Origin of the sequence: Streptomyces rectiviolaceus, assembly GCF_039533825.1 — a bacterium.
In the GTDB taxonomy this organism is placed as follows: domain Bacteria; phylum Actinomycetota; class Actinomycetes; order Streptomycetales; family Streptomycetaceae; genus Streptomyces; species Streptomyces rectiviolaceus.
The window spans coordinates 57,079-83,854 of sequence record NZ_BAAAUG010000024.1; the positions used below are offsets into that span (position 1 = coordinate 57,079).

21 protein-coding genes and 1 pseudogene are annotated in these 26,776 nt (G+C 70.2%); 8 read left to right on the forward strand and 14 right to left on the reverse strand.

Annotated features, from left to right (window positions below):
- The first annotated feature begins 4 nt into the window (after nt 1-4).
- The 3 genes from ABD378_RS08195 (at nt 5) to ABD378_RS08205 (ending at nt 4,801) form a co-directional block, all read left to right on the forward strand.
- Nucleotides 5-1,783 (forward strand): ABC transporter ATP-binding protein, encoded by a 1,779-nt coding sequence (locus ABD378_RS08195; protein WP_386546059.1) that lies wholly within the window; start codon nt 5-7, stop codon nt 1,781-1,783.
- Nucleotides 1,780-3,495: an ABC transporter ATP-binding protein gene (locus tag ABD378_RS08200; RefSeq protein WP_344519832.1), complete on the forward strand. Its 1,716-nt coding sequence runs from the start codon at nt 1,780-1,782 to the stop codon at nt 3,493-3,495. The genes ABD378_RS08195 and ABD378_RS08200 overlap by 4 nt, the downstream gene beginning before the upstream one ends.
- An 82-nt stretch (nt 3,496-3,577) precedes the next feature.
- A complete protein-coding gene (locus tag ABD378_RS08205) occupies nt 3,578-4,801 on the forward strand; it encodes an MFS transporter (protein WP_344519833.1) in 1,224 nt (407 codons plus the stop codon).
- Here ABD378_RS08205 and ABD378_RS08210 read toward each other — a convergent pair.
- The 13 genes and pseudogenes from ABD378_RS08210 to ABD378_RS08270 form a co-directional block, all read right to left on the reverse strand.
- On the reverse strand, nt 4,722-5,828 hold the full coding sequence (locus ABD378_RS08210) for a pectinesterase family protein (protein ID WP_344519834.1): 1,107 nt from the start codon (nt 5,826-5,828) through the stop codon (nt 4,722-4,724). The two genes, ABD378_RS08205 and ABD378_RS08210, sit on opposite strands and share 80 nt — an antisense overlap.
- 54 nt (nt 5,829-5,882) lie before the next feature.
- Complete coding sequence (locus tag ABD378_RS08215) at nt 5,883-7,157, reverse strand: pectate lyase family protein (protein WP_344519835.1); 1,275 nt, start codon at nt 7,155-7,157, stop codon at nt 5,883-5,885.
- Nucleotides 7,158-7,210: 53 nt separating this feature from the next.
- A complete protein-coding gene (locus ABD378_RS08220; RefSeq protein ID WP_344519836.1) occupies nt 7,211-8,029 on the reverse strand; it encodes a rhamnogalacturonan acetylesterase in 819 nt (272 codons plus the stop codon).
- A complete protein-coding gene (locus ABD378_RS08225; RefSeq protein ID WP_344519837.1) occupies nt 8,026-9,390 on the reverse strand; it encodes an ABC transporter substrate-binding protein in 1,365 nt (454 codons plus the stop codon). The genes ABD378_RS08220 and ABD378_RS08225 overlap by 4 nt, the downstream gene beginning before the upstream one ends.
- Before the next feature lie 62 nt (nt 9,391-9,452).
- Nucleotides 9,453-10,487, reverse strand: a pseudogene (locus ABD378_RS08230) (pectate lyase family protein); the annotation flags it as partial.
- Nucleotides 10,488-10,530: 43 nt separating this feature from the next.
- The gene (locus ABD378_RS08235) at nt 10,531-12,081 is read right to left on the reverse strand and encodes a glycoside hydrolase family 43 protein (RefSeq protein WP_344519838.1); all 1,551 of its coding nucleotides are present in this window, start codon (nt 12,079-12,081) and stop codon (nt 10,531-10,533) included.
- Nucleotides 12,078-12,932 (reverse strand): DUF6807 domain-containing protein, encoded by an 855-nt coding sequence (locus ABD378_RS08240; protein ID WP_344519839.1) that lies wholly within the window; start codon nt 12,930-12,932, stop codon nt 12,078-12,080. The genes ABD378_RS08235 and ABD378_RS08240 overlap by 4 nt, the downstream gene beginning before the upstream one ends.
- Nucleotides 12,933-12,939: 7 nt before the next feature.
- Nucleotides 12,940-14,196, reverse strand: coding sequence for a Gfo/Idh/MocA family protein (locus ABD378_RS08245; protein ID WP_344519840.1), 1,257 nt, complete (start codon nt 14,194-14,196; stop codon nt 12,940-12,942).
- On the reverse strand, nt 14,193-15,068 hold the full coding sequence (locus ABD378_RS08250) for a carbohydrate ABC transporter permease (protein WP_344519915.1): 876 nt from the start codon (nt 15,066-15,068) through the stop codon (nt 14,193-14,195). Before ABD378_RS08250 ends, ABD378_RS08245 begins: the two co-directional genes overlap by 4 nt.
- A 32-nt stretch (nt 15,069-15,100) precedes the next feature.
- Nucleotides 15,101-16,057 carry a carbohydrate ABC transporter permease gene (locus ABD378_RS08255; RefSeq protein ID WP_344519841.1) on the reverse strand — a complete coding sequence of 319 codons (957 nt, stop codon included), beginning with the start codon at nt 16,055-16,057 and terminating at the stop codon, nt 15,101-15,103.
- Between the two features lie 125 nt (nt 16,058-16,182).
- Complete coding sequence (gene araD / locus ABD378_RS08260; protein ID WP_344519842.1) at nt 16,183-17,898, reverse strand: L-arabinonate dehydratase; 1,716 nt, start codon at nt 17,896-17,898, stop codon at nt 16,183-16,185.
- On the reverse strand, nt 17,895-18,824 hold the full coding sequence (locus tag ABD378_RS08265; protein WP_344519843.1) for a dihydrodipicolinate synthase family protein: 930 nt from the start codon (nt 18,822-18,824) through the stop codon (nt 17,895-17,897). Before ABD378_RS08265 ends, araD begins: the two co-directional genes overlap by 4 nt.
- Nucleotides 18,821-19,465 carry a GntR family transcriptional regulator gene (locus ABD378_RS08270; RefSeq protein WP_344519844.1) on the reverse strand — a complete coding sequence of 215 codons (645 nt, stop codon included), beginning with the start codon at nt 19,463-19,465 and terminating at the stop codon, nt 18,821-18,823. The genes ABD378_RS08265 and ABD378_RS08270 overlap by 4 nt, the downstream gene beginning before the upstream one ends.
- Nucleotides 19,466-19,772: 307 nt before the next feature.
- Between ABD378_RS08270 and ABD378_RS08275 the strand changes: the two genes are divergently transcribed.
- The 5 genes from ABD378_RS08275 to ABD378_RS08295 all read left to right on the forward strand — a co-directional run bounded on the left by ABD378_RS08275 (nt 19,773) and on the right by ABD378_RS08295 (nt 26,407).
- Nucleotides 19,773-21,065, forward strand: coding sequence for an ABC transporter substrate-binding protein (locus ABD378_RS08275; RefSeq protein WP_344519845.1), 1,293 nt, complete (start codon nt 19,773-19,775; stop codon nt 21,063-21,065).
- Nucleotides 21,041-22,066 (forward strand): carbohydrate ABC transporter permease, encoded by a 1,026-nt coding sequence (locus ABD378_RS08280; protein ID WP_386546064.1) that lies wholly within the window; start codon nt 21,041-21,043, stop codon nt 22,064-22,066. The genes ABD378_RS08275 and ABD378_RS08280 overlap by 25 nt, the downstream gene beginning before the upstream one ends.
- Nucleotides 22,063-22,992, forward strand: a complete 930-nt coding sequence (locus tag ABD378_RS08285) for a carbohydrate ABC transporter permease (RefSeq protein WP_386546066.1) — start codon at nt 22,063-22,065, stop codon at nt 22,990-22,992. The genes ABD378_RS08280 and ABD378_RS08285 overlap by 4 nt, the downstream gene beginning before the upstream one ends.
- A 36-nt stretch (nt 22,993-23,028) precedes the next feature.
- Nucleotides 23,029-23,577, forward strand: coding sequence for a hypothetical protein (locus ABD378_RS08290; protein WP_344519918.1), 549 nt, complete (start codon nt 23,029-23,031; stop codon nt 23,575-23,577).
- 97 nt (nt 23,578-23,674) lie between these two features.
- The gene (locus tag ABD378_RS08295) at nt 23,675-26,407 is read left to right on the forward strand and encodes an exo-rhamnogalacturonan lyase family protein (RefSeq protein WP_344519919.1); all 2,733 of its coding nucleotides are present in this window, start codon (nt 23,675-23,677) and stop codon (nt 26,405-26,407) included.
- Here ABD378_RS08295 and ABD378_RS08300 read toward each other — a convergent pair.
- The gene (locus tag ABD378_RS08300) at nt 26,404-26,679 is read right to left on the reverse strand and encodes a hypothetical protein (protein ID WP_344519846.1); all 276 of its coding nucleotides are present in this window, start codon (nt 26,677-26,679) and stop codon (nt 26,404-26,406) included. The genes ABD378_RS08295 and ABD378_RS08300 overlap by 4 nt on opposite strands.
- Nucleotides 26,680-26,776 lie beyond the last annotated feature (97 nt).

Consider the following 26,776-nt stretch of genomic DNA (forward strand, 5'->3'; position numbering starts at 1 on the left):
GAACATGTTCCGAAAGTCAAAAGGCGGCGCCCTGCTGCGCCCTCACGCCCGGAGTTTCGCCGCCGTCGTGATCCTCCAGGTCGTCGGCGCCGTCGCGGGTCTGGCACCGCTGTTGGCGGTCGTCGAACTGGGGCGCACCCTGTTGTCGCCGGGCCCGATCGACCGCGGTCATGTCTGGGCCGTCGTCATCGCGGGCGCGGCCGGTCTGTTCGTCCGGCTGCTGTTCACGGCCGCGTCGTCCGGCATCGGGCACGTCGTCGACGGGCAGGTGCAACTGACGTTCCGCAGGCAACTGGCCGCCCGCCTCGGCCGCGTACCGATCGGCTGGTTCTCCCGGCGCCGGACCGGCGAACTCGCCAAGGTGGTGGGGGAGGACGTGGGCGCCGTGCACCCGTTCATCGCCCACACCCCCGGCGAGCTCGTCTCCGCGTTCGTGGTGCCGCTGGTGTCGCTGGTCTATCTGTTCACCGTCGACTGGCGGCTCACCCTGATCACGCTGATACCGATGGTCCTCGCGGTGGCGCTGGTCCCCTTGATGATGACGCCGACCCGGTTGCGCGAGCAGGAGGAGTTCGACGCGGCCATGGGACGGATCTCGAGTTCCGTCGTCGAGTTCGTGCAGGGCATCGCGGTGGTCAAGACGTTCGGCGGATCCGGGCGCGCCCACCGCAGGTTCCACACGGCCACGGACGACTTCGTCGGCACCTTTCACCGCTGGGTGCACGGCATCTCCCGGATCGCCGCGGGAATGCAGCTGGTGCTTTCACCGCCGTTCGTGCTGCTCGTCGTGCTGATCGGTGGCGCAATCCTGATCACCGGCGGCGAGCTGGCCCCGGCCGACCTGCTGCCCTTCCTGCTGCTCGGCCTGGGCCTGACCGCTCCGGTGGCGGCCCTGGGCCACGGCTTCGACGAGATACAGGCAGCCCGGCGCGCGGTCGGCCGTATCCGCGACGTGCTCGACGTGCGGTCGCTGCCGGAGCCCGCCCACCCCGTCGCCCCGCGGGGGCACCGGGTGGAACTGCGCGACGTCCGCTTCGGATACGAAGCCGGGCATGAAGTGCTGCGCGGGATCGACCTGGTCCTTGAACCGGGGACGGTCACCGCGATCGTCGGGCCGTCGGGAAGTGGAAAGTCCACGCTGGTGCAGCTGTTGCCGCGGTTCTTCGACCCCACGCACGGGTCGGTCGCCATCGGCGGTGTCGATCTGCGCGAACTCGGCAGCCGGGAGCTCTACCGTCTCGTCTCCTTCGTCTTCCAGGACGTCCGTCTGCTGCGCGCGTCGGTCGCGGACAACATCGCCCTTGCCGTACCGCACGCCGACCGCGAGGACGTGGTGCGCGCCGCCCGGCTGGCCAACATTCACGACCGGATTCTCGAACTGCCCCGCGGCTACGAGTCGGTGATCGGGGAGGACGCCGGCCTCTCGGGCGGCGAGGCGCAGCGGATCTCGCTCGCCCGCGCCCTGCTCGCCGATACGCCCGTCCTCGTGCTCGACGAGGCCACCGCCTTCGCCGACCCGCAGACCGAACAGGCCGTGCGCCGGGCGCTGGCCACGCTGGAGCGCGAGCGGACCATTCTGGTCATCGCGCATCGCCTGGAGACGATCACGGACGCCGACACCGTCGTGGTGCTGGACGACGGAGCGATCGTCGAACGCGGCGGGCCCGCCCAACTCCTCGCGCAGGACGGCAAGTTCGCGGAGCTCTGGCGATCCCACCGATCGGCCACCGCCCATGACGTCGAAGCCCACAGTGGTGTTCCGCAAGGAGACGAGCCCCGATGATCCGCATGCTCCTGCGCGTCCTTGGACGCGAGTACGCCCGGCCGTTGCGGCGCACCGTGGCCCTGATGACGGCGACCGCGGTGGCCGAGGGCCTGTCCTACGCACTGCTGGTCCCCGTGCTGCGCGCCTTGTTCGGCACCACGCCCGACGACGCCTGGCCCTGGCTGATCGCGCTGGGGGCCGCCTTCGCGCTCTACGCCGTACTGCGCTACATCAGCGATCTGTCGGGGTTCCTCGTCGGGACATCGATGCTGCGCGGCATGTACCACCGGCTCGGCGACCACCTGGCCCGACTGCCCATCGGCTGGTACGAGGCGGGCCGGCTCGGGGAGCTGTCCGTCCTGGCAAGTCGCGGCGTCCTGCAGGCGATGGGAGTGATGGCGCATCTGCTCGGGCCGTTCATCTCCGCCGCGGTGACGCCCCTGACCATCGTCGCCGTGATGCTGGCCTTCAACTGGCAGCTGGGCCTTGCCGCGTTGGCCGCCGCGCCGGTCGTGGCGGCGATCCAGATCTGGACGGCACGCTCGATGGCGGCAGGCGACGCGGAGCGTGCCGCACGTGACGACGAGGCCACCGGGCGGGTCATCGAATACCTCCAGGTGCAACCGGTGCTGCGGGCCGGCGGCCGCACGGCCGAACGCTTCCGGCTGCTCGACGACTCGCTCCGGGAAGTCGAGCGGGCCTCCCGCCGCTCCACCCTGTCGGCACTGCCCGGCGCGGTGGGCCTGACCCTCACCGTGCAGGCGATGTTCACCGGGCTCCTTGTCCTGGGCGCCTACCTCGCGCTCGAAGGGGACATCGGCGTGGCGGAGGTCCTGACGATCCTGGTCCTCGCCGCCCGCTGCGCGGATCCGCTGCTCTCGCTCTCGGACATCGGGGGCAAGCTCCGCGGCGCGCGTTCCGTACTGCTGAGACTCGACACGGTCCTGCGCACCGAGCCACTCCCGGAACCGGCCGAGCCGCTCCAACCGGACGGCCACGCCCTGGAGTTCGCGTCCGTCTCCTTCCGGCACGGGGAGCGCACGGTGTTCGCCGACGCGTCGTTGTCCGTGCCCCAGGGGCAGCGGCTCGCCGTGGTCGGGCCCTCGGGCGCGGGCAAGAGCACCCTCCTTCAACTGCTCGCGCGGTTCCACGACGTGGACGCGGGTGCGGTACGCGTGGGAGGCGTGGACGTGCGCGCCATCAACACGGAGGCGCTGATGGCGCGGATCGCCATCGTCTTCCAGGACGTCTATCTCTTCGACGGAACGATCGAGGAGAACATCCGCGTCGGCCGCCCGGACGCCGATGAGGCCGAGGTGCGGGCGGCGGCCACGGCGGCACGTCTGGACGAGGTGATCGAGCGGCTCCCCGGCGGCTGGCAGACGCATGTCGGAGAGGGCGGCGCACTGCTGTCGGGCGGCGAACGCCAGCGCGTCTCGATCGCACGAGCGCTCCTGAAGAACGCGCCCATCGTGCTCCTGGACGAGGTGACCTCCGCACTGGACCCGGTGAACGAGGCAGCCGTGCACGAGGGCATCGAGCGCCTGATGGCGGGACGGACGGTCGTGATGGTCGCACACCGCATGCGCACCGTCCGGCGCGCCGATCGCGTCGTCTTCCTGGACGGCGGCCGGATCGTGGAGGAAGGCAGCCACGACGAACTGCTTGGCCGCGGCGGCCGGTACGCCGATTTCTGGAACATCTCCCTGACACCGGCGGCGAGTGACTGAGCCGGTACATCATGAACCGATGCATCATGAATCCGTTTCCCATGCATCGGTTCCGCAGGGAAGAGCGCTCAGGGGGACCCGGTTGCTTCGCCTGCATCTGACGGCCGCCACGCTGCTCAGGGTGTCCGCCGAGGGGGCCGCGACCGCGCTGGTGCTCACCGTCCAGGCGCGTACCGGCGACGCGGCGAGCGCCGGATTCGTACAGACCGCGATGACGCTTCCGTACGTCCTGAGCGGGCCGGTCATCGGCCATGCCCTTGACCGGACGGACCGGCCGCGCCGTCTCGTGGTCGCGCTGGCCTGCGGCTACGCGGTGGCGACCGCCCTGCTCATGATGACGGCGGGGCGCTCGCCGCTGGTGCTCGTGCTGATGGTGGCCGCCGTGGTCGGCTGCGTCGAGCCGGTCGTGGCTGCTCTCACCAGCGTGCTGCCGAGGTTCGTACCTGCCGAACGACTCTCGCGCGCGTACGGCCTTGAGGCGTCGAGCTACAACAGCGCGGCCATCGCCGGGCCGGGTCTCGCCGCGATGGTCGCCGCGTTCGCGGGCGGAGGGCACACCGGGATCGTGATCGTGGCCGCAGCCATGCTCGGCCTGCTCGTCCTTCCCCTGCTGCGGATCCCGCCGCCGCGGGCCCGGCCGGAGCGGACGCGGACGGGTGTCGTGCGGGTCGTCGCGGGCGGGCTCTCGGTGCTCGGGAGCAACCGGGTGCTGCGGGCCCTGACCGTGTCGACGATGTTCGCGTGGTTCGGATACGGCGGGTTCGCGGTGGCGGCGGTACTGCTCGGCCAGGACATCGGGGCGGGCTCCGCGGCGGGCGGGCAACTCCTTGCCTGCTTCGCGCTGGGATCCCTCGTGGGGGCGCTTGTCTCGTCGCGGTGGCTGACGCCCGGCCGGTCCGAACGGGCAGTGGTCGCCGGTCTTTTGGGCTTCGGTACGGCTGTCGCCGCGTTGGCGCTTGTGCCGTCACTGCCCTGGGCATGGGTGGTGTGCGTGGGGGCGGGCCTGGCCGAGGGGCCGCTCTTCACCGCGACGTTGATGCTCCGCCAGCGCGAGTCGCCGCCGGACCGCCTCGGCCAGGTCAACACCACCGGCGGCAGCCTGAAGATCGGCGCGTCCGCGGGCGGCGCCGCCCTGACCGGGGTGTTCGCCGGGAAGCTGGGCGCGGACGGGCTGACGCTGAGCATCGCCGCGTTCCAGTTCGCGGGGGCGGCGCTGTGGCTGTGGCTCAGAGGCGGCCATCCCTCGGTGGTTTCCAGTCCCTCAGGTAGGTGGCGCGCGTCGCGGACTCGGCCTGGGCCCGGGTGAGTTGGGGACGATTCGCCGGGGCCGTGACGACCGCGCCCGGCCCCTTGTTGCGGTACTCGGCGAACCGCTGAGCCTGCCAGGGATAGGCGTCGCGCATGTTCGCGTATGGGGCCACCGGATCGATGCCGCGCCCCAGGTGGGTGTCGCGCACCGTCAGCATGGGACGGGCCGTCGTGTCCGAGCTGGGGACCCAGGGGCGGGCCAGCTTGTAGTACGCGTCAGGGGCGCCGCTCGTCACCCGGCCGCGGGTGACGAGATAGCCGCGCGGGTTGGCGACGGCGGTGGACGGCGCGAAGACGAAGCCGTACGGGGCGGATGCCAGGTCGCTCCGCGTGAGGGTGTGGAAGCGGCAATGCTCGAAGACCGCGGTGGCCCGCCCGAAGACGAAGTCGACGTCGCCCTCCACGTAGCAGTCGCTGAAGTACTGCCGGGCGAAGGAGCCCAGGTCCGCGGTGTCGGCGTAGAGCGTGTCCTGGTGGCCCAGGAAGCGGCAGCGGAAGAAGGCCGAGCGGTCGCCGGTCGCCTTGAGCGCGACGGCCTGGGTTCCGGTGTAGTCGGGGTGCTCGTCGCGCAGCCAGTCGTTGGCGAAGGTGAGGGCGTGGGCGGTGAAACCGGCGGCCCGCACGGTCGTCGTGGCAGAGCCGCTGGTGCCGTAGGTGCCGGACCCGTCGGGCTTCGGGGTGCCCGCCGCGTTGTCGTACACGATGACCGCGTCGCGTGGATCGCCGCTCGCGCCGATGAGCGTGAGTCCGGAACTCGACTCGGGCACGGTCACCGTCTCCCGGTACGTGCCCGGGGCGAGGACCAGCGTCCACCCTGTGCCGGACGCGGCGTTCACGGCGGACTGGACGGTGGTGTGGTCGCCGCGGCCCGCCGGGTCGACGTACAGCGTGCGACGGGTGGGGCGGGGTTCGGCGGCGCGGGCGGGGGTGCCGACGGCCAGGGCGGCGCCGACACCTGCGCCCGTCGCGAGCAACGTACGTCGGCTGAGGGCTGTATGGGCTGTAGGGGAGTAGTGCGAGGGCATGGCTGATCCTTCGCTGTGCGGCTCAGTACGGGGTGAGGGGGAGAGGGGAGGAACTCAGCTGCGCTTGCCCGCGCCCGCGTGACGCGCAAGCAGTCCCGGCAGTCCGCGCGGGTCGTCCACCCGCGTCCGGAGGCTCGGTGTCCAGCCCGCGCCCGACTGGAGGGTCTCCTCCGGCATCTCCGCGTTGTGGACGGCGATGAGATCGACACGCTTGCCGTTGACGTAGTTGCCGTCGGCGGTGACCGGCGCCTCCTTCCACTTCTTGAGGATCTTCGCGGCGCTGACCCCGTCCGGAAGCGTGAACGCGTTCTTCTGGGCGACCAGTTGGGACTCCAGGCCGATGCCGAAGGAGTACTGATAGCCGCCCGCGGGGACCACGTAATGGTTGTTGTAGGCGTCGACCTGCCCGAAGCGGACGCGCGGCGCCCGCTCGACGATGTCCCGGAAGACGTTGTGGTGCAGGGTGACCCGCAGCTTGCCGCGGTCCGTGGCGCCCGCGCTGTCGCTGTTGCCGATCATCAGCGTCTTGTCGTGGTCGGCGAAGACGTTCCAGGACGCGGTGACCAGGTCGGCGCCGCGCACGACGTCCAGCTCGCCGTCGTGCTGCTGGTAGAGCTCGCCGTAGTAGGACGGCAGCGAACTGTCGGGGTGCTCGCCGTCGGTGAACGTGTTGTGGTCCACCCACACATGCGTCGAGCCGTGGACGACCATGCTGTCGTACTCGGAGTTCCAGGCCCCCCTGTCCCCGTCCGTGGGGTCCCACTGCGGGAAGCAGTCCAGCGGGCTCTCCAGCGTCAGGCCGCGGACGACGACGTTGTCCACGCCCTGGATCTGCAGGCTGCCGCCGACGATCCCGGCGTTCCTGCCGACGCCCACGATGGTCGTGTCGGCGGGGACGTACGCCTTGATCGCCGCGCCCTGCCGGGTCGCCGACGCCGCGCGCAGGTCCTCCTGCGCGCCGCTGACCGGCGTGTCACGTCCCCACACCGCGGGGTCGTAGTCGGCGAGGTACCGGTCGAAGTCGTAGCCATCGGCCTCGAAAGCGGCGCAGCCCGCGGCCGTGGCGTTCAGCGTGCCCTTGACCTTGATGATCCGGGGAGCCCCGGCGTCGTCCGCGAGCGCGGCCCGCAGTTCCTCCCAGGTGGTGACCGTGTAGGTGTGCGCAGGGTCGGCCCCGGCGCCGCCGGTGGTCCCGCCGTCGGCGGACGCCCAGCCGTCGCGCGGCGGCAGCACGTCGTGTGCGCCCGCGGCCGAGGCCGGGGTGCTCGTGACGGCCACGACCAGCGCGGTGCACCCCGTGAGCAGGGTGAGAGATCTTCGTACCGTCATGCGCGGCGTGTTCGTCGTGTCAGTCCTGCTCGTCGTTCTCGTCGTTCTCATCGTCACGGTCCTTCCGGCCAGGTGATCCAGGAGTCGGGTATCGCGTCGTCAAGACGGCGCACGTCCCGCGGCGCGAGCACCGCGCGGTGCAGCAGCTCGGCCGCCACCAGACGTGCCACGGCGATCGCGCCCGGCGGATTGAAGTGCGTGTTGTCCTGCTCGGTGGCGGTCCAGTTGAAGTACGCCTTGGTCTCCTCGACGCCGAGCCTCTGCCACAGGGCGATCGACAGGGCCTGGACGTCGAGCAGCGGTACGCCCTCGGCGTCGGCGAGCGCCCGCATCGCCGCCGGGTACTCGCCGTGGGTGGGCAGCGCCGTGCCGTCCGCGGCGAACTTCCTGCGTTCGACGGCGGTCGCGAGCACGGGGCGCGCGCCACGGGACCGCGCCCCGTCGACGTACTGCTTCAGGTACTCCTGGTACGTGGACCAGGGCTCGGTGTAGCGCGTCGGGTCGGCGCTCTTCTCGTCGTTGTGCGCGAACTGGACGAGGAGCCGGTCGCCGGGCCGGATCACCTCCAGGATCGCGGCGAGACGGCCCTCGTCGACGAAGCTCTTCGAACTCCGGCCGTTCATCGCGTGGTTGGCGACCTTCAGACGGTCGCGGAGGAAGAAGGGGAGTGCCATGCCCCAGCCGGTCTCGGGCGCCGCGTCGGTGTACTTCTGGGCAGCGGTCGAATCCCCCGCGATGTAGAGCGTGCTCTCGGGAGCGGCTCTTCTTGAGTGGCTGAACGCCGCCGGGGCCGCGGCCACCGCGAGCGGAAGGCTCGCGAGGGCCGCGACCGCACGGCGTCGGGCGACACCGTGCGCGGGGCGCGCTGTCACTTGTTCTGGTCGTTCCACTCGGCCTGAGCCTTGTTGAGCTGCTCGGCGAGGGTGTCGAGGAAGTCCTTCGCGGACATCTTGCCGAGCAGGACCTTCTGGTAGTTCGGCTCGTTTTCGGTCTTGCTGATGGTGTTCCAGTCCGGCAGGTAGTACGGCAGCTGCACGACCTTCAGGGAGCCGTCGTTGAGGGCGGCGGCGGCCAGCTTCGTGGGCTCGGCCTCGTTCACCCAGGCGTCCTTGGAGGCCGCGGTGTTGGCGGGGATGGCGCCCGCCGACTTGTTCCACTTGCTGTTGGACTTGTGCGAGGCCGCGAACTCGATGAACTTCCAGGCCGCCGCCTTCTTCTTGCTGGACTTGAACAGGCCGAGCCCGTCGACCGGGTTGGAGACCTGGACGCGGACGCCCGCGTCGGTCGTCGGGTTGGGCAGACCGCGGAACTTGCCCTCACCGAGCGCCTTCACGTGGTCCGTGTAGGAGCCGAGGTTGTGACTGAGCATGCCGATCTGGCCCGTGTCCCACTGGGCGTTCATCTTCTTGAAGTCGTTGTTGACGTCGGCCGCGGGGGTGTTGTTCTTGTAGAGCGCGACGTACTTCTTCAACGCCTCCACGTTCTTCGGGTCGTTGACGGTGGTCTTCTCGCCGTCCCAGAACGACCCGATGCCGGACTGGCCGTAGGCCGCGTCGAGCGCCTGCGCGATGGAACCCTCGCCGCCGCGAATCGTGTACCCGAACTTGTTGTCGCCCTTGGCGGTGAGCTTCTTGGCCGCCTCGTAGAACTTGCCCCACGTGGTGGGGGCGTCCAGGCCCGCGGCCTTGAACAGATCGGTGCGGTAGTACAGCACGCCGTTGCTCGCCGACGTCGGCACCGTGAAGAGCCGGTTGCCGCCGCCCGCCGCCCGGACGCTGTCGACCATGCCCGGGTTCAGCTCGCCCTCCAGAGAGCTTTCGCTCAGCCGCTGGTCCAGCGGCTCCAGGGCGTCCTGCGCGGAGATCCCGGCGAGCATCGCGGCGCCGACACCGCCGACGTCCGGCAGGCCGCCGCCCTGGATGGCCGTGTCGTACTTGGACTGGACGCTCTCGGCGGGGATCGGCACGTACTTGACGTGGATGTCCGGGTTCTTCTCCTCGAAGTCCTTGATGATCTCCTTCCAGACGTCGGTGCGGACACCGCCGTTGTTGTCCCAGAAGGTGATCTCGCCCTTCCCGGAACCCTCCTTGCCCTTGTCCCCGCCGGCCCCGCTGCCGTCGTCGCCGCAGGCGGTGGCGGTCAGCGCGAACGCGGCGGTGAAGGCGACGGCGGCCACCGCGCGACGGCTTCTGCTTCTCTTCGCGTTTCTGTTTCCACGGATGGTGATGTTCATGGTCGGCTCTCTTCTTCCGATGGACGGATCGGGTGGTGCGAGGTGCTGTGGGGTCAGGGGGCGATCGCCTTCTGCGGTCCTGAGAACTTCTTCACCAGGCGCGGGACCGCCGCCGCCGGGTCGAGGTGGTAGGCATAGAAGTCGCGCGGTTCGAAGGCCGCGCCCCACGCGTCGTGGCGTCCCGTCGTGTTCCGCACGATCGAGCCGCGCTGCACCAACTCGGCCGTGGCGTCGGCCTGGTAGGGGTGCTGGACGTCCTCGTAGAAGCTGTTCTCGATGACCATCTTCGTCTTGCCGCGCGCCCAGTTGCCGTAGGTCCACACCGGGTCGCCGTCGGCGACCTGCGCCGACACGTAGTTGTTGTAGAGGTGCGCGTAGGCGCAGTTGTCGGCGGAGGGGTTGCGCTGCTTGGTGCCGCCGAACCAGTTGTGGTCGATGGTCACCTGCGTCTTGACCTGGTCGGTCCAGCCGATGCCGAACGCCTTGTTGTGGTTCTCGAGGCGGTTGTACGAGACCGTGACGTACTCGCTGTCCTTGCGCAGGTCGATCAGGCCGTCGCCCATGCGCGTGAGCCGGTTGTGGTCGATCCAGACGTGGTCGACGGAGTCCATCTGGATCGCGTCGAAGTCCTGCGTCTTGCCGTCCCAGTCGCCGTCCACGTACGAGTCGCGGATGGTGAGATTGCGGATGATGACGTTGCTCGTGCCCGGGTTCAGGTGCAGCTCGCCGTGGACGATCTCGCCGGACGTGCCGACGCCGACGATCGTCTTGTCCGATGCCACCACGATGTCCGAGCCGAACGGTTTGACGGCCACCGTGCCCTTCACGCGGATGACGTAGGGCTCATCGGCGCCCGCGTACTTGGCGAGCGAGGCCTGGTCGGAGACGGTGACGACCTTGCCGCCCGCGCCCCCGGTGGTCCCCCCGGCCAGCGAGGCGAAGCCGTGCGCGGTGCCGGACAAGCGGTCGTGGGCCGGTGCGGCGGCGGCCCGCGCCGGGTCGTGCACCGTGGTCAGGCCGACGACGACGGCCAGCGCGGCCACCGCCGCCAGGGCGCGGCCCCTCAGGTGTCTGGTGCTGTGCAGGTGCTGCTCCATTGCGGCTCCCAACAGGCGTACGGGCAGGGGCAGTCGGGCGGGATCAGTCGGTGGTGATCCGGAAGTGCGTGAACAGGGCCGTCCCGGCCCCGTTCCCCCCTGCGGGGGCGGTGGCGAACAGGCCGAGCAGCGCGCCCACCCATCGCCACGGCGTCGCGGCGAATACCTGGCCCGAGGGGCGAAAGCCGTCGCCGGTGTCGGCCGAGAAGCGGCAGCGGGCACCGTCCGTGATGTCGATCCGCAGCCGCGCGGTGCCGTCGGGAGCGGGGCGCGGATGCTCGGCGTCGCGCTCCCGCTCGGCGACGGACTCGGCGAACCGGTGGACGAGGCGGACCGTCCCGTCATCGCCGCGTTCGAGGCCGATCCAGTGGAAGGCGTCGCCGAGCACGGCGAGCCCGGCCCTGGCGGAGGCCGCGGCGGCGTCGAGCAGCAGGTCGACCTCGACGGTGCACGGCGCGAGCGGAAGGCGCTGGGTCAGGACGTGCGGCAGGCGGCGCAGGTCGTGGGCGTCCGCGGACCGGACGCAGGTCAGCCGCAGACCGTCCGCCGCGTGCGAACTCGCCCAGCCCTCAAGGGGGTTGGCGGACCACTGCCACTGGCGGCCGTGGCGCCCGCCGGGGAAGTCGTCGTCGGTGGCGGGCGCGGACGCGGGCTGCGGGGGCAGGTCCGGCTTCTTGTGTACGTCGACGGGGGCGCCGTCGTCCCCGATCACCGGCCAGCCGTCCGTGCCCCAGCGCAGCGGCTGGAGATGGACGACACGGCCGTACGCGCCGCGCTGCTGGAAGTGCAGGAACCAGTCGTCGCCGGACGGGGTGCGCACCCAGCCGCCCTGGTGGGGGCCGTTGACGCCGGTGTCGCCCTGCTCCAGGACGATCCGCTCCTCGTAGGGGCCGTGGAAGGTCCGTGAACGGAAGGCGCCCTGCCAGCCGGTCTCCACACCGCCGGCGGGGGCGAGGATCCAGAACCAGCCGTCGTGGCGGTACAGCTTGGGCCCCTCCAGCGTGAACCAGCCGGGGAGCTGGTCGCCGTCGACCAACACCCGCCCCTCGTCGAGTAGTTCACGTCCGTCCAGGCTCATGCGATGGCCGGTGAGCCGGTTCTTGACGCCGGAGCGCGACTTGGCCCAGGCGTGCACGAGATACGCCTCGCCGCGCTCCTCGTCCCACAGCGGGCAGGCGTCGATGAGGCCCTTGCCCGCCTTGACGAGGTGTGGGGCGCTCCAAGGGCCGCGAATGTCCCGGGAGTTGACCTGGAACACGCCGTGGTCGGGGTCGCCCCAGAAGATCCAGAACCGCCCCTCGTGGTGCCGGATCGACGGCGCCCACACCCCGCAGTCGTGCCGGGGCGCGGCGAACGACTCCGCGGGTTCCAGGTGCTCCAGGGCGTGCCCGATCAGGGTCCAGTTCACCAGGTCGCGGGAGTGCAGCAGCGGAAGACCCGGGGCGCGCCCGAAGCTGGACGCGGTGAGGTAGAAGTCGTCGTCGACCCGGACGACGTCAGGGTCGGACCAGTCGGCGGCGAGCACGGGATTGCGATAGGTCCCATCCCCGAGGTCGCCGAGCCTCTCCAGGCCGCCCAGCCGGGGCGCGTTCACGCGGTCACCGCCTTGCGGGCCAGCCCCGCGGCCTCGGCCCGGCTCGGGCGGCCGTCGCAGACGACGGTGATGACACGGCGTACGACGGTCTCGCCGGGCCCGATCGGCAGGCGCCGCGCGTGCGCGAGCGAGGAGCCGATGCCCGGATACTCCGCGGTCCGCACGAACCACGGGTCGCGCCGCGTCTCCGGCGTCGCCCCGGCGAAGACGAGCGTCCAGCCCTGGCCCGCGATGGCCAGCCAGTCGGCGGTGGCGCCATGCACGGCGGCCTCGCCATCGGCGTCCGCGGTGAACACCTCGGGGGCCCGCGTCTCCTTGGGGGCACGCCAGAAGAAGCCTCCGTAGGCGGCGCCGGGGCGGCCGTTGGTGGCGGGGCTGCCGATGGAGATCTCCGTGGCGGCCGGGTTGGTCAGGGAGAACGTGAAGTCGAGGGCCCAGGCGGACGTGGTGAGCGGCGTGACGGCGACGGTGCGCCGCTCGCGAAGGAGCTCGCACTCCCCGTCGAGCCAGCCGATCTCCTCGACGAACCCGTCGGGGTCGCGCAGCTTGAACTCCAGGTGGCGCTGTTCACCGTGGTTGTCGAGATCGGTCGGCCCCTGGTCGCGTACATAGGTGCGTCCGCCCCAGAAGTTGCGGCCCGCCACGTCGGGAACGGCGACGCCCACGCCGAGGTGGTGCGGGTGGTCGGCCGGACCGTACTCGGTGACGGGGAGGCCGCCGAAGGTGCGGACGGGGTGGAGGTAGGGGCGGGGTGCGAGCCGCTGGTCGACCGAGGGGTGGATGACGTAGCGGCCTACGGGGCGGCCCGAGCAGCGCAGCATGAGCGCGGTGTCGGTCGCGGTTCTGTTCATGGCGTTCTCACCTCGGTGGGGTCTCGGCGGTGGGGGAGTGAGAGGCGGCCCGAGGCGAAGCGGGCCGGGAAACCGGCGGCTGGTCAGACGGCTGGACAGGCGGCTGGTCGGGCAGCTGGTCGGGCAGTGCCCAGAACGTGCCGAGCTCGGCGTAGCCGCACAGCGTGTCGGCGCTCGCCGCGACGAGCCCGTCGATGCCGTGCACGATCCGGCGCCGAACGCCCTCGTGCTCACCGGGCACGGAGCGCCATGCCTCGACCGGCAGCGGACGGGGATCGGGTGCGCGGCGGATCGACTCGACGACCTTCATGAAGGCGCCCGTCGACGCCGGCGGGACCAACAGCTCGGCGCGGCCCGCGAGATGGCCGACGAGGTTCTCGAGGAGGTCCGTCCGCCCGTGAAGGACCTCCTCGGGCCCGTGTCCTGCGCGCTGCACGAGCACCCGGTCCTGCTTGTACCAGAAGGTGATGCGGCCCCGGGTGCCGTGGACGATGACGTACGGCTCGTCGGGGCGCTCGGCGCAGAGGGTCGCGGCGACGCCGACGCGCCCGCCGCGCGCGGTGGTGATCCCCACGAACGAGGTGTCGTCGGACTCGATGGCGTTGGCGCGGAACAGCTCCGTGTCCACCCGCGTGACGTCATCGGCCCGCGTGGACCCGTCGACCGCCAAGGCGGTGGCGACGGCGTGGGCGAGGGGGTTGGTCAGGACCCCGTCCACGACGTCCACGCCGTCCATGCGGCGCCGCCCCGCCCAGGGAGCCCGCCGGTAGTACGCCTCGTCACGGGCCCAGGCGCCCGCCGCGCCGACACCCATCGGCTCACCGATCACCCCGTCGGCGACCAAGGCGCGGACCGCGGGCACGGCATGCGAGCCGAGCGACTGGAACCCGACCTGACAGACCACCCCCGCGGCGTCCACCGCGTCGGTGATCCGCCGGAAATCGGCGTACGAAGGGGCGGGCGGCTTCTCCAGGAGCAGGTGAACGCCTCGCGCGGCGGCGGCGACGGCCAGGTCCGCGTGGGTGGGGATGGGCGTGCAGATCACGGCGACGGCGGCTCCGGTGGCGTCGAGCAGACCGGCGAAGTCCGATGACTGCGCGGGCTCACCGACCCCGTCCAGCTCGGCGCCGGTCAGCGGATCGAGCTCACAGATCCCCACGAGCCGTACGAGACCGGCCTGTTGGAGCCGCCGGATATTCTCCAGGTGCCATCTGCCGTGCCCGCGCGCACCGGCGAGGACGAGCGGCAGGGGAGGTGCGCTCACCCCTTCACCGCCCCTGCGCTGAACCCCGTGACCAGCCACTTCTGGATGAAGGCGAAGACGATCACGACGGGCAGGGCGGCGATGACGCCGCCCGCCGCGAGCGCGCCGAGGTCGACGCTGTCGGCGCCCATCAGGGTGGCGAGGCCGACCGGGATCGTCTGTTTGTCCTGGTTGGAGAGGAACATCAGGGCGAACAGGAAGTGGTTCCAGCTGTGCACGAAGGCGAAGGAGCCGACCGCGATCAGACCGGGTCGAAGGAGGGGCAGGACGACGGCGCAGAAGGCCCGGAAGCGTCCGCAGCCGTCGACCCAGGCGGCCTCCTCGAGGGAGTACGGCACGTTCTTGATGAACCCGCTGATCAGGATCATCGAGAGCGGCAGCTGGAAGACGGCCTCGGCGATGATGACACTGCCGAGCGAGTTGATCATCTGGAGGTTGGCGAAGATCTGGAAGAGCGGCACCAGCATCAGCGCGCCGGGGATGAACTGCGAGCACAGCAGCGCCAGCATGAAGCCGCGCTTGATCTTGAAGTCGAAGCGGGCGAGGGCGTAGCCGCCGGCGAGGGCGACGAGCGTCGTCATCAGCATCGACAGGACGCCGACGATGAGGCTGTTCTGGAAGAAGAGCGCGAAGCTCCGCTCGGTCCACACCTTGTCGAAGTGCTCGAACGTGATCGGCCAGGGGAGCAGCGAGGTCGAGCCCGCCGGGCGGATCGCGAAGAGCAGCATCCAGTAGAAGGGAATGATGGTGAAGAGGAGGTAGAGGCCGAGCGGCAGATAGATCTGCCAGCGGGGGGCCTCGTCCCAGGGGCGCCGCCTGGGTGTGCGCGGGCCGCGGGCGAAGGGCCCCGCGGGTGCGGTGGTGTCCGCCATGGCGGCTTCCCTGTCCAGGTGCTGAGTGGTGGTCACTTGTCCTGACCTCCGAACTTGCTCAGCCGCAGATAGACCATCGAGCAGAAGAGGAGGATCACGAACGCGATGGAGGTCAGCGCGGAGGCGTAGCCGAAGTCGTGCGAGTCGACGGCGATGGACGCGATGCGCAGCGGCAGGGTCGTCGTCTCGCCCGCGGGTCCGCCGCCGGTGAGGGTGTAGAGGAGGTCGACGTTGTTGAACTCCCAGACCGCGCGAAGGAGCGTGGAGAGGATGATCGCGTCCTTCAGGTGCGGCAGCGTGATGTGGAAGAACTGCCGGAAGCGGCTCGCGCCGTCCACCTCCGCGGCCTCGTACAGGTCCTTGGACACGGACTGCAGGTCGGCGAGGATGAGGATCGCGAAGAAGGGGACGCCGCGCCAGAGTTCGGCGACGACGACGGCCGGGAAGACGGTGCTTGTGTCCGAGAGCCAGGACGTCCCGTACGTGCCGATCCCCATGTCCGCGAGGTAACGGGTGATGCCTGTCTGCGAGTTGAAGATCAGCAGCCAGATCGTCGAGGTGAGCACACCGGACACGGCCCACGGCGAGAAGACGAGGGCACGGGCCATCGCGCGGCCGATGAAGGTCTGGTTGACGATCAGCGCGAGCCCGAGGCCGAGGAGCAGTTGCAGGACGACCTCGACGGCCACCCACTGCAGGCTGAAGCCGAGCGTCTGCCAGAACTGCGGGTCCTCGGTGAACGCGGTGACGAAGTTGTCGAAGCCCGCGAAGCCGTCGCGCCAGGGCTTGGTGGGGTTGTAGTGGCGCAGGCTGTAGTAGAAGACGCTGATGACCGGGTAGGCGATGAAGCCCAGCATCAGAAGTCCGGCCGGCGCGATCAGCAGATACGGGAGTCGGCGCGGGGTCGCTCCCGTTCGGCGCCGGTGCGCACCCGGCATGCGACGCCGGGGCGGTGGCTGCGGTGGCGCTTTCGCCACAGCTTGGGCCATGTCTGCTTCTCCGTTCTCATGGGCGGCACACAGTCGGCGAGATGAAGCGCTTCGCAGACGTTGTTCGAAATCTCGTGCAAAGAATTCGTGCAGTTCGTACAAAAAGAAGGAGTGGCCAGGGGGTCTCAGCCCGCGTACGGGTCGGGGACCTCGCCCTCGCGGGCCAGGAACGCGAAGTCGCAGCCGGTGTCGGCCTGGGTGATCTGCTCGCTGTAGAGCGCGCCGTAGCCGCGTCCGTAGCGGGCGGGCGGCGGCGTCCACGCGGCCCGCCGCAGCTCCAACTCCTCGTCGGAAACGCCGAGATGGAGCGAGCGCGCCTCGATGTCCAGGGTGATCAGGTCTCCCGTACGGACGAGGGCGAGCGGCCCGCCCACGTGCGACTCGGGCGCGATGTGCAGCACACACGTGCCGTACGATGTGCCGCTCATCCGCGCGTCGGAGATCCGCACCATGTCGCGCACCCCCTGCTTGAGCAGGTGATCGGGGATGGGGAGCATGCCGTACTCGGGCATGCCGGGGCCGCCCTGGGGGCCCGATCCGCGCAGCACGAGGACGTGGTCGGCGGTGATGCCGAGCGCCGGGTCGTTGATGGTGCGCTGCATCTGCTTGTAGTCGTCGAAGACGACCGCGGGCCCTGTGTGCCGCAGCAGGTGCGGCTCGGCGGCGATGTGCTTGATGACGGCGCCGTCCGGGCAGAGATTGCCGCGGAGCACCGCCACCCCGCCCTCGTCGGCCAGGGGCTTGTCGCGGGGGCGGATGACCTCGGGGTTGTGCACGACTGCGCCCGCGAGCTGCTCGCGCAGGGTGTCGTGGGCGACGGTGGGCCTGTCCAGGTGGAGTACGTCGGTCAACTGGGCCAGAAACGCCGGGAGTCCGCCCGCGAAGTGGAAGTCCTCCATGAGGTACTGCCCGCCGGGGCGCAGATTGGCGAGCACCGGCACGGAACGCGCGATCCGGTCGAAGTCGTCGAGCGTGAGCCGTACGCCGCTGCGGCCCGCCATCGCGATCAGGTGGATCACGGCATTGGTGGAGCCGCCGAGCGCGAGGACGGTGGCGACGGCGTCCTCGTACGCTTCCGGCGTCAGGAGCCTGGACAACTTCAGGTCCTGACGGACGAGTTCGACGATCCGCATCCCGGACGCGGCAGCCATCCGGTCGTGCCCGGAGTCCACCGCGGGGATGGAGGAGGCGCCGGGCATCGTCACGCCGAGCGCCTCGGCAGCCGCGGTCAGCGTGGAGGCGGTGCCCATGGTCATGCAGTGGCCGGGGGAGCGGGCCAACCCGTTCTCCAGCTCGGCGAGTTCGCAGTCGCCGATGAGACCGGCGCGCTTGTCGTCCCAGTACTTCCACATGTCGGTGCCGGAACCGAGCACCTCGTTGCGCCAGTGCCCCGGGAGCATGGGTCCTGCGGGCACGAAGACGGCCGGCAGGTCGGCGCTCGCGGCGCCCATGAGCAGGGCGGGCGTCGTCTTGTCGCAGCCGCCCATCAGCACGGCGCCGTCCACGGGATAGGACCGGAGCAGCTCCTCGGTCTCCATGGCGAGGAGATTCCGGTAGAGCATCGGGGTCGGCTTCTGGAACGTCTCCGAGAGCGTGGAGACGGGGAATTCGAGGGGGAAGCCGCCCGCCTGCCACACCCCGCGCTTGACCGCCTGGGCGCGGTCGCGCAGATGGACGTGGCAGGGGTTGATGTCGGACCAGGTGTTGAGGACCGCGATGACGGGCTTGCCCAGATGCTCCTCGGGCAGATACCCGAGCTGGCGGGTGCGCGCCCGGTGGCTGAAGGAGCGAAGGCCGTCCGTGCCGTACCACTGGTGGCTGCGCAGTTCGTCCGGCCTCATAGCGACCACGCCTTCACAAGCGCCGCTATCTCCTCGCGCCGCTCGACGGGCAGGACCCGGCTCGGCGGGCGCACCTCACGGCGGCACAGGCCGAGCGCGGCGAGCGCCTCCTTGACGACCGTGACGTTGTCCGCGGACTGGTCGGCGGCGCGCAGCTCCTCGAAGCGCCGGATCTGCTCCCACACCTCCATGGCCGCCGGATAGTCGCAGGCCCGCAGGGCGTCGCGCATCCGCAGCGACACCTCGGGCGCGACATTGACAAGACCCGAGGTGAAACCGGTGGCGCCGACGGCCCAGTACGCCGGCGCGTACAGCTCGGCGAGCCCGGCCACCCACACGAACCGCTCAAGACCCGCGTCCCGCGCGAACGCGGCGAAGGCGGCGGCGTCCGGCGTCGCGTACTTCGCGCCGATCACATTGGGGCACAACTCGCCCAGATCCGCGAGGCGTTGACCGGTCAGCCGGGGATTTCGGATGTACGGGACGATGCCGAGCTCGGGAACGGCGTCGGCGACGGCACGGTGGTAGTCGACCCAGCCGTCCTGGGACACGTACGGATGCACCGGCTGATGGACCATCACCATGTGTGCCCCGGCGTCCCGAGCGTGCCGGGCGGCGGCGACAGCGGTCGGCAGGTCATGGCCGACGCCGACGAGCACGGTGGCTTCGTCGCCCGCCTCCTCCATGGTCAGCTCGGTGACCAGGCGCCGCTCTTCGGGGTCCAGGGCGTAGAACTCGCCGGTGTTGCCGTTCGGGGTGAGGGTGCGCACGCCGCCGTCGACGAGCCGTCGCACCAGGGCGCGGTAGGTGCCCCGCTCCACGGAGCCGTCCTCGGCGAACGGGGTCACGGGGATCGCCACGACGTCGGCCAGAGCCGAACGCAGCTCATCGTCATCGAAGCGGGAGTTGTGGATCTGTCCGGTCATGAAAGCTCCCCCTCCGGGAACGCCCGCCGCACGAACGAGGCGATGTGGTCGTGGAGTCCGTGTGCCGCCGCGTCGGCCTCCCCCGCGAGCGCGAGCCGCAGGATCTCCCGGTGCTCGGCGGCCTCCCGCTCCCAGGAGGGCAGGGTCGCCCAGGCGACGGCGGAGACCAGGGCCGCCTGGTCGCGCACGTCGTCGAGCATGCGGGCCAGCAGCGGATTTCCGCACGGGAGATAGAGGGCGCGGTGGAACTCCCGGTTGGCCAGCGAGCGTTCGGCCGCGTCCGCCGCGGTGTCCGCCCGCTCCAGGGCCTCGCGCGCCTCCTCCAGGAGGGCGCCGCTGCGGACCGTGCGCCGCAGTGCCTCCGGTTCGAGCAGCAGGCGTACGTCGTAGACCTCCTGCGCCATGGCCGCGTCGACCGTGCGCACGGTGGCGCCCTTGTACTGGCTCATGACGACGAGCCCGGTCCCGGCGAGTGTCTTCAACGCTTCTCGTACGGGCGTCTTGGAGACCGCGAACTGGGCGGCGAGCTCGGTCTCGACGAGGGGCTGGCCGGGTGCCAACTGCCCTGTGAGGATGCGGTGCTTGACGGCCTCGAGCACGTACTGCGTGCGCGAGGGGATGGGGTGGGGCGCAAAGTTCATCGATGCTCTCAGTCGTCGTGCAGCCGTGGTGCGGTCATCGCGTGCAGTGGTCGTGCACTCATCGCGTATCGCGTCTCATATATGACGTACGAAGTATGACGCGATGAAGTTAGGGCGCCCACCGGCCCGCGTCAATGTTTCGCGCAGGAAAACCCGCTCGGCACGTCGGAGTTGGGGTGCGCCGGCTTGAAGCGCTTCGACGGTTTCCTGCCCGAACCGTTGACGTACTCATCCCGGCTCCCTACCTTGTCCCGGCAAGCGCTTTCCTAAAACGATTCAATCGCGTAGCGGAGGACGAACTGTGCCGATGAATGGGGAAGTTGACAGGCGCGGCCTGTTGAAACTGGCCGGCGGCTCGTTGGCGGCCCTCGGACTGACCGCGGCGGGCTGCGGCGGCAGCGGGTCGGGGGACGGGACCGTCACCATCCGGTACGCGTGGTGGGGTTCCGACGACCGCGCCAAGCGGATCAACCGGACCATCGAGCTCTTCGAGGAGAAGTACCCGAAGATCAAGGTGAAGACGGACTTCCAGCCCTACCTCGACTTCTGGAAGAAGTTCAACACCCAGGCGTCCGGGGGCAACCCGCCGGACGTCTTCCAGAACGCGATCGGCTTCCTGCGCAAGTACGACCAGCGGAACGTGCTGCTCGACCTGAACGCGCAGGCCAAGGCGGGCAATCTGCGCCTCGACGGCTTCCGCGCGGGCCTGGAGAAGTTCGGCGAGGTCGACGGCAAGCTGCTCGGCGTCCCGGTCGGCAGCAACTCCATGGCCCTGGTGATCGACAAGCCGGTCTTCGAGAAGGCCGGTGTCACCCCGAAGACGGGCTGGACCTGGGACGACTTCCACACCGCGATGGAGAAGATCCGCAAGCAGGGCAGGTCGGGCGACAGCGGACTCTACGGCGTCATGTACCTCTACGACCCCTACCTGCGCCAGCGGGGCAAGGCCTTCTTCACCAAGGACGGCCTCGGCTTCGACGAGGCGGACCTCAAGGAGTGGTGGACCAAGGGGTACGCCGGTGTGAAGTCGGGGATCTACGCCGACCCGAAGAAGGTCGCCCAGATCAAGCCCAAGTCGGCCGTGGCCGCCGAGATCGCCGCGTCCGAGTTCACCTGGGACAACTTCACCGTCCGCTACACCGCCGAGGGCAAGAGCGAGTACGGCCTCGCGCCGCTCCCGACCACCGACGGCAAGAAGACGGGGCAGTACCTCGGTTCGCTGATGCTCAGCGGTTCCAAGCGCACCCAGCACCCCAAGGAGGTCGCGCAGTTCATCGACTTCATGGTGCACGACCCCGAGGTCGCCAAGATCATGGGGTACGACCGCGGGGTGCCCACCACGACCGCGCAGTACGAGGCGTACAAGCCCGCCGAGGAGAAGGACAAGGTGATCGCCTCGGTCAACAAGGAGATCGCCGCGTACGAGGAGCAGTTGGTCGACGCCGGTGTCCTGGAGACCATCACGCCGCACCCGGCGGGCGCCGACGTCTGCGAGGCGGCGTTCCTGCGCATCGCCGAGGAACTCGCCCTGGGGGAGCGGTCGGTGGACGAAGCGGTGAAGCAGTTCTTCACCGAGTGCAAGACCGCGCTCGGTTCCTGATGGGCGGCACGATGGCGTCCCCGCAGGCCCCCGTGGTCCCGGCCGCGCCCGAGAAGCCGAAGCCGCCGCGCCGCACGCGCCTCCCCGAGGCCGTGCGGCGGCGAAGGCGGGGCGAGAACATCGCCGGGTTCCTCTTCATGTCGCCCTGGCTCGCGGGCTTCCTGATCCTGACCGCCGGGCCCATGGCCGCCTCGCTCTACTTCGCGTTCACCGACTACAACCTGTTCGACGCCCCCAAGTGGATCGGCCTCGACAACTTCACCGAGATGTTCGGCGACCCGCGCTGGCGCAAGTCGGTCGAGGTCACGCTCTGGTACGTCGTCGTCGGCACCCCGCTCAAGCTGGCCGCGGCGCTCGGCGTGGCGCTGCTGCTCAACCAGAAGCGGCGCGGGCAGGCCTTCTACCGGGCCGCGTTCTACGCTCCGTCCCTGATCGGCGCCAGCGTCTCGATCGCGGTCGTCTGGAAGGCGATCTTCTCGGACGACGCCATCGTCGACCGTACGCAGCGGGCGATCTTCGGCATGGACGTCGGCGGCTGGACCGGTGACCCGCAGTGGATCATCTACAGCCTGATCGCGCTCACCGTCTGGCAGTTCGGCGCGCCGATGGTCATCTTCCTGGCCGGTCTCAAGCAGGTGCCGCGCGAGCTGTACGAGGCGGCGGAGGTCGACGGCGCGGGCACCTGGCGGCGGTTCTGGAACATCACCCTTCCGATGATCTCCCCGGTGCTCTTCTTCAACGTCCTCCTGGAGACCATCCACTCCTTCCAGATCTTCGCTTCGGCGTACATCGTCGGCGGCGGCGCGGGCGGCAACGCCTGCGGTCCTGCGGACGGTTCGCTCGTCTACACCTGTTATCTCTACGTCCAGGGCTTCGAGAACAGCCGGATGGGCCTCGCCTCTGCCATGGCCTGGATGCTGCTGCTCGCGGTGGCCCTGGTGACGGCGGTCCTGTTCTGGTCCCAGAAGCGCTGGGTGCACTACGAGGAGGGATCCCGTTGAGCAGCGCATCACGTGGGCTGTCCGCCGACCCAGCCGCCGACCCAGCCGCCGACCCAGCCGCCGCCCCAGCCGCCGGCCGAGTCGCCCGCCGCCGTCGCGGGGCCGGTTCGCTGGCCTGGCACATCGGATCTCTGGCGGTCCTCGGCGTCGTCCTCTACCCCGTGATCTGGGCGATCGGCGGCTCGTTCAAGCCGAACGAGTCGATCGTCGGAAGCCTCGACCTGTTCCCGACCGACCCCATCGTCGCGAACTACAGCGGCCTCGCCGACGGCATCGCCGACATCTCCATCTCCACCTTCTTCTCCAACTCCCTCTTCCTGGCGCTCGGTTCGGTGGCGGGGGTGCTCTTCTCCTGCTCCCTCGCGGCCTACGCCTTCGCGCGGATCAAATTCGCGGGCCGCAATCTGCTCTTCGCGCTGATGATCGGCACCCTGCTCCTGCCGTACCACGTGCTCCTGATCCCCCAGTACGTCCTGTTCCAGAAGATGGGCCTGATCAACACCTATACGCCGCTGCTGCTCGGCAAGTATCTGGCGGTCGACGCCTTCTTCGTGTTCCTCATGGTGCAGTTCATGCGGAACCTGCCCAAGGAACTGGACGAGGCGGCGCGGCTGGACGGCTGCGGGCATCTGCGGATCTATTGGTCGATCGTGCTTCCGCTGTGCCGGCCCGCCCTGATCACCAGCGCGATCTTCACCTTCATCAACTCCTGGAACGACTTCATGGGGCCGCTGATCTATCTCAACGACCCTTCCAAGTACACCGTCTCGCTGGGTCTGAAGATGTTCGTCGACCAGGAGGGTGTCGCCAACTACGGCGGCATGATCGCCATGTCTCTCATAGCGCTGCTGCCCGTCCTCGCGTTCTTCCTCGCCTTCCAGCGGTATCTGATCGACGGTATGGCCACGTCGGGCCTGAAGGGCTGAGGCCACGTGCGCGGGAAGTCCGGCAAGTCCGTCTTCATGGACCGCTTCGGCGCCTTCGCCGAATGTCTGCTGACCGGTGTGTGGATCGCGCTTGCCGCCCTGCCCCTGGTCACCCTCCCCGCCGCCTTCGCGGGCGGCGTCCGCCACCTGGACCGGCATCTGGCCCATGAGACCTCAGGGTGGCGGGAGTTCACCGCCGATCTGCGCGCCGCCGTGCGCCGCGGCTGGCTGGTGGGCCTCGCGGGCTGGGCGGCGCTCGCCCTGCTCCTCGCCGACATCGCGTTCGTACGGGCGGGTCTTCCCGGCGGCGCGTTCGTCGGCGCGGTCGGCGTCGTGGCCCTGTTCGTCCTCGTCGTCGCCGGGCTGCGGGCCGCCGCGAACTGGGGCCCCGATGCGTCGTGGCGCGCACTCCTGACCGGGGCGGTGCGGCGCACGCTGCGTGATCCCGCCGGGTCGCTGGTGATCGTCTGCGGTTTCGCCGTGGTCGCGGCGTCCGCATGGTTCGCGCTGCCGCTCGCGGCTCCCGCACTGGGGATGGTCGCGGCGGCGGCGCTCGCAGTCGAACGGCGCGGCGCGGCGGCCTGACGCCCGCGTGCCGGGCCGCTCTCTCGCTGGGCCCTCGTACTTCTGCCATCTGTCATGCCCACGTAAAGCCATGCCCACGTAAAGAGAAAGGACAATGATGTCTCCGATCCCCCGCAGGTCCCTGCTCAAGGCCGCCGCCGTCGCCGGTGCCGCCGCGCAGTTCAGCTGGGCGCTGGGCCGCGGCGAAGCCGAAGCGGCTCCCCGCGCGGCGGCGGACGACGGCCCCGTCGGCATCGGCTGGCTGGAGAAGGGCGGCCTCGGCGCCGCTCCGGGTTCCACCTTCGGCGTCCCGTGGCCCAAGGGCGCCCACCCCGCCGGGCAGAAGTTCGCCCTCGCCACAGCCGACGGCAAGGACGTCCCCGTACAGACCTGGACCACCGCCCACTGGCCGGACGGCTCGGTGAAGTGGACGGCGCACGCGGTGGGGCCGCAGGCCGGGGGAGCCGAGAAGTTCCGCCTCAGTGCAGGGGACCCTGCTGACCCCGGCAAGGGCGGGAAGGTCACCGTCACCGAGACCCGCAAAGCCATCACCGTCGACACCGGCGTCATCAAAGCCGTCATCGCCAAGGACGGCGAGCAACTCGTCGAGTCCGTCACCCGAGACGGCGTGAAGATCGCCACCGACGGCCGTCTCGTGCTCCTGCGCCAGGGCGACCTCGACGACGGCGATCACGGCAACGCCAAGTGGGAGCGGTTCGACGGCGAGATCAGCGGTGCGAAGGCCGAGCAGGACGGTCCTGTGCGTGCCGTGGTCCGCATCGACGGCAAGCACCGCAAGGGAAGCCGCAGTTGGCTGCCGTTCAGCGTGCGTCTCTACTTCTACGCGGGCGCCGACTCCTTCCGCATGGTGCACACCATCACGTACGACGGCGACGCGAAGAAGGACTTCATCCGCGGCCTCGGCGTCCGCTTCGGCGTGCCGATGCGCGACGCGGCGTACGACCGGCACATCCGCATCGCAGGCGAGGGCAAGGGCTTCCTGACCGAGGCGGTCAAGGGCATCACCGGGCTCCGCCGCGACCCGGGCGCCGCGATCCGCACCGCCCAGGTCAAGGGCGAGAAGCTGCCGGACCCGGCGACCTGGGACCAGCGGGTCACCACCCGCCTCCAGTACATCCCGACCTGGGGCGACTACACCCTCGCCCAGCTCTCCGCCGACGGCTTCACCCTGCGCAAGCGCACCAAGCCTGGGCACACCTGGGTCACGGCCGGAGGAGGCGGCCGTGCGACCGGCTTCGGATACGTCGGCGGGGCCGGCGGCGGGTTCTCCTTCGGCCTCCGGGACTTCTGGGAGAAGCACCCCGCGCAGCTCGACATCCGGGGCGCCGCCGGGGACACGGCCGAGGTCACGCTCTGGCTCTGGTCGCCCGAGGCACAGCCGATGGACCTGCGCACGTACCACGACGGCATGGGGCAGGACACCTACCCCGAGCAGATCGAGGGCCTCAACATCACCTACGAGGACTACGAACCGGGCTTCGGCACCCCCTACGGAATCGCCCGCACCAGCGAGCTGATGTTCTGGGCGAACGCCTCGACCCCCACCGCCGCCACCCTCGTCGACCAGGCCGCCACCGTCCGCACCCCGCCCCAACTGGCGGCGGCCCCCGAGCATGTGACGAAGACGGGCGTGTTCGGCGGCCTCTTCTCGCCCGTCGACCGCTCCACCCCCGCCAAGGAGAAGATCGAGGACCACCTCGACTTCCTCTTCACGTACTACAAGGACCAGGCCGAACAGCGCCGCTGGTACGGCTTCTGGGACTACGGCGACATCATGCACACCTACGACGAGGACCGGCACCAGTGGCGGTACGACGTCGGGGGCTACGCCTGGGACAACTCCGAGCTCTCGCCCGACCTGTGGCTCTGGTACGCCTACCTGCGCTCGGGCCGCGCCGACATCTTCCGCTTCGCCGAGGCCATGACCCGCCACACCGGCGAGGTCGACTCCTACCACCTCGGCGAGTGGGCGGGCCTCGGCACCCGGCACGGCGTGCAGCACTTCGCGGACAGCGCCAAGCAGCAGCGGATCTCCACGGCCGTCTACCGCCGCCCCTACTACTTCCTCACCGCCGACGAGCGGGTCGGCGACCTGATGCATGCCCTGGTCGACTCCGACGAGACGTTCCTCGTCCTCGACCCCCTGCGCAAGATCCGCACCGAGCCGTACGAACCCGACCGCAACGCCCTGTCCATCGGCTTCGGCACCGACTGGAGCGGTCTGGCCGCGGCCTGGCTCACCGAGTGGGAACGCGGCGGCCCCAAGGCGGCCAAGGCCGAGGCCCGCCTGCGCTCCACCATGGAGACCATCGCCGCCCAGCCCAACGGCTTCGTCCAGGGCAGCGGCCTCTACGACCTGGACACCGGAAAGTTCGCGGTGGCCGCCGAGCCCGCCGTGAACGTCTCCCACCTGTCGGCGATGTTCGGCCTGGTCGAGATGTGCGCCGAGCTGATCGACCTCGTCGACCAGCCGAAGTTCAAGGAGGCGTGGCTCGACTACTGCCGCTACTTCAACGCCACCAAGGCCGAGCAGAAGGAGCGCTACGGCAAGGACTTCGGCAGCCTGCTGCTCTTCCAGGGGCACTCCCGCCAGGACGCGTACGCCGCCGCCCAGTTGAAGGACGAGAAGCTCGCGGCGCGCGCCTGGCAGAAGTTCCACGACAGCGACGGCTACACCAAGGCCATGAGCTGGGGAAAGACGGACCTGGAGGGCCCTGCCGTCCTGGAGCCCGGCTACGAGAACCTGCGGATCAACACCAACGAGACCGCGCTCTTCGGCCTCGCCGCCATCCAGAACCTCGCCCTGATCGGCGACGAGCTTCCTGGCTAGGGCGTTTGGGCGTCCTCTGCCTCCTGCGCACGCGAACGACGGCTGCGGAGGCGTTCCAGGACGGCCGCGCCGAGGAGCACGAGCCCGATGGCGACGACTTTGCTCGCCTGGTAGCCGGCCATCGGGCCGTCCGCGGTACCGGACCCCAGGAACGCCCACAGCGCCCAACCGATCCCGGTGACGATGAGGAGGGCCGCCCCGACCGGGCCGACGCCCCACCACCACGGCGCCTGGGGGTGCTCATCGGACCGGTCGTGTTCGTCGTGCGCCAAGGCTCTTCTCCAGGTCATGGTGCGGGCAGCGGTACCCGGCGCCGTCACGGCCCGGGAAAGGAGAGACGCGTGGCCGTGCCACCTGGTTGCCTGCGGC

What these genes read in the sequence shown, in the direction of transcription:
- ABD378_RS08290 (WP_344519918.1), top strand. Translation starts at nt 23,029, where the DNA reads ATGGACCGCTTCGGCGCCTTCGCCGAATGTCTGCTGACCGGTGTGTGG.
- ABD378_RS08225 (WP_344519837.1), bottom strand. Translation starts at nt 9,390, where the DNA reads ATGAACATCACCATCCGTGGAAACAGAAACGCGAAGAGAAGCAGAAGC.
- ABD378_RS08295 (WP_344519919.1), top strand. Translation starts at nt 23,675, where the DNA reads ATGTCTCCGATCCCCCGCAGGTCCCTGCTCAAGGCCGCCGCCGTCGCC.
- ABD378_RS08275 (WP_344519845.1), top strand. Translation starts at nt 19,773, where the DNA reads ATGAATGGGGAAGTTGACAGGCGCGGCCTGTTGAAACTGGCCGGCGGC.
- ABD378_RS08200 (WP_344519832.1), top strand. Translation starts at nt 1,780, where the DNA reads ATGATCCGCATGCTCCTGCGCGTCCTTGGACGCGAGTACGCCCGGCCG.
- ABD378_RS08215 (WP_344519835.1), bottom strand. Translation starts at nt 7,157, where the DNA reads ATGACGGTACGAAGATCTCTCACCCTGCTCACGGGGTGCACCGCGCTG.
- ABD378_RS08255 (WP_344519841.1), bottom strand. Translation starts at nt 16,057, where the DNA reads ATGGCCCAAGCTGTGGCGAAAGCGCCACCGCAGCCACCGCCCCGGCGT.
- araD (WP_344519842.1), bottom strand. Translation starts at nt 17,898, where the DNA reads ATGAGGCCGGACGAACTGCGCAGCCACCAGTGGTACGGCACGGACGGC.
- ABD378_RS08210 (WP_344519834.1), bottom strand. Translation starts at nt 5,828, where the DNA reads ATGCCCTCGCACTACTCCCCTACAGCCCATACAGCCCTCAGCCGACGT.
- ABD378_RS08270 (WP_344519844.1), bottom strand. Translation starts at nt 19,465, where the DNA reads ATGAACTTTGCGCCCCACCCCATCCCCTCGCGCACGCAGTACGTGCTC.
- ABD378_RS08250 (WP_344519915.1), bottom strand. Translation starts at nt 15,068, where the DNA reads ATGGCGGACACCACCGCACCCGCGGGGCCCTTCGCCCGCGGCCCGCGC.
- ABD378_RS08265 (WP_344519843.1), bottom strand. Translation starts at nt 18,824, where the DNA reads ATGACCGGACAGATCCACAACTCCCGCTTCGATGACGATGAGCTGCGT.
- ABD378_RS08240 (WP_344519839.1), bottom strand. Translation starts at nt 12,932, where the DNA reads ATGAACAGAACCGCGACCGACACCGCGCTCATGCTGCGCTGCTCGGGC.
- ABD378_RS08195 (WP_386546059.1), top strand. Translation starts at nt 5, where the DNA reads ATGTTCCGAAAGTCAAAAGGCGGCGCCCTGCTGCGCCCTCACGCCCGG.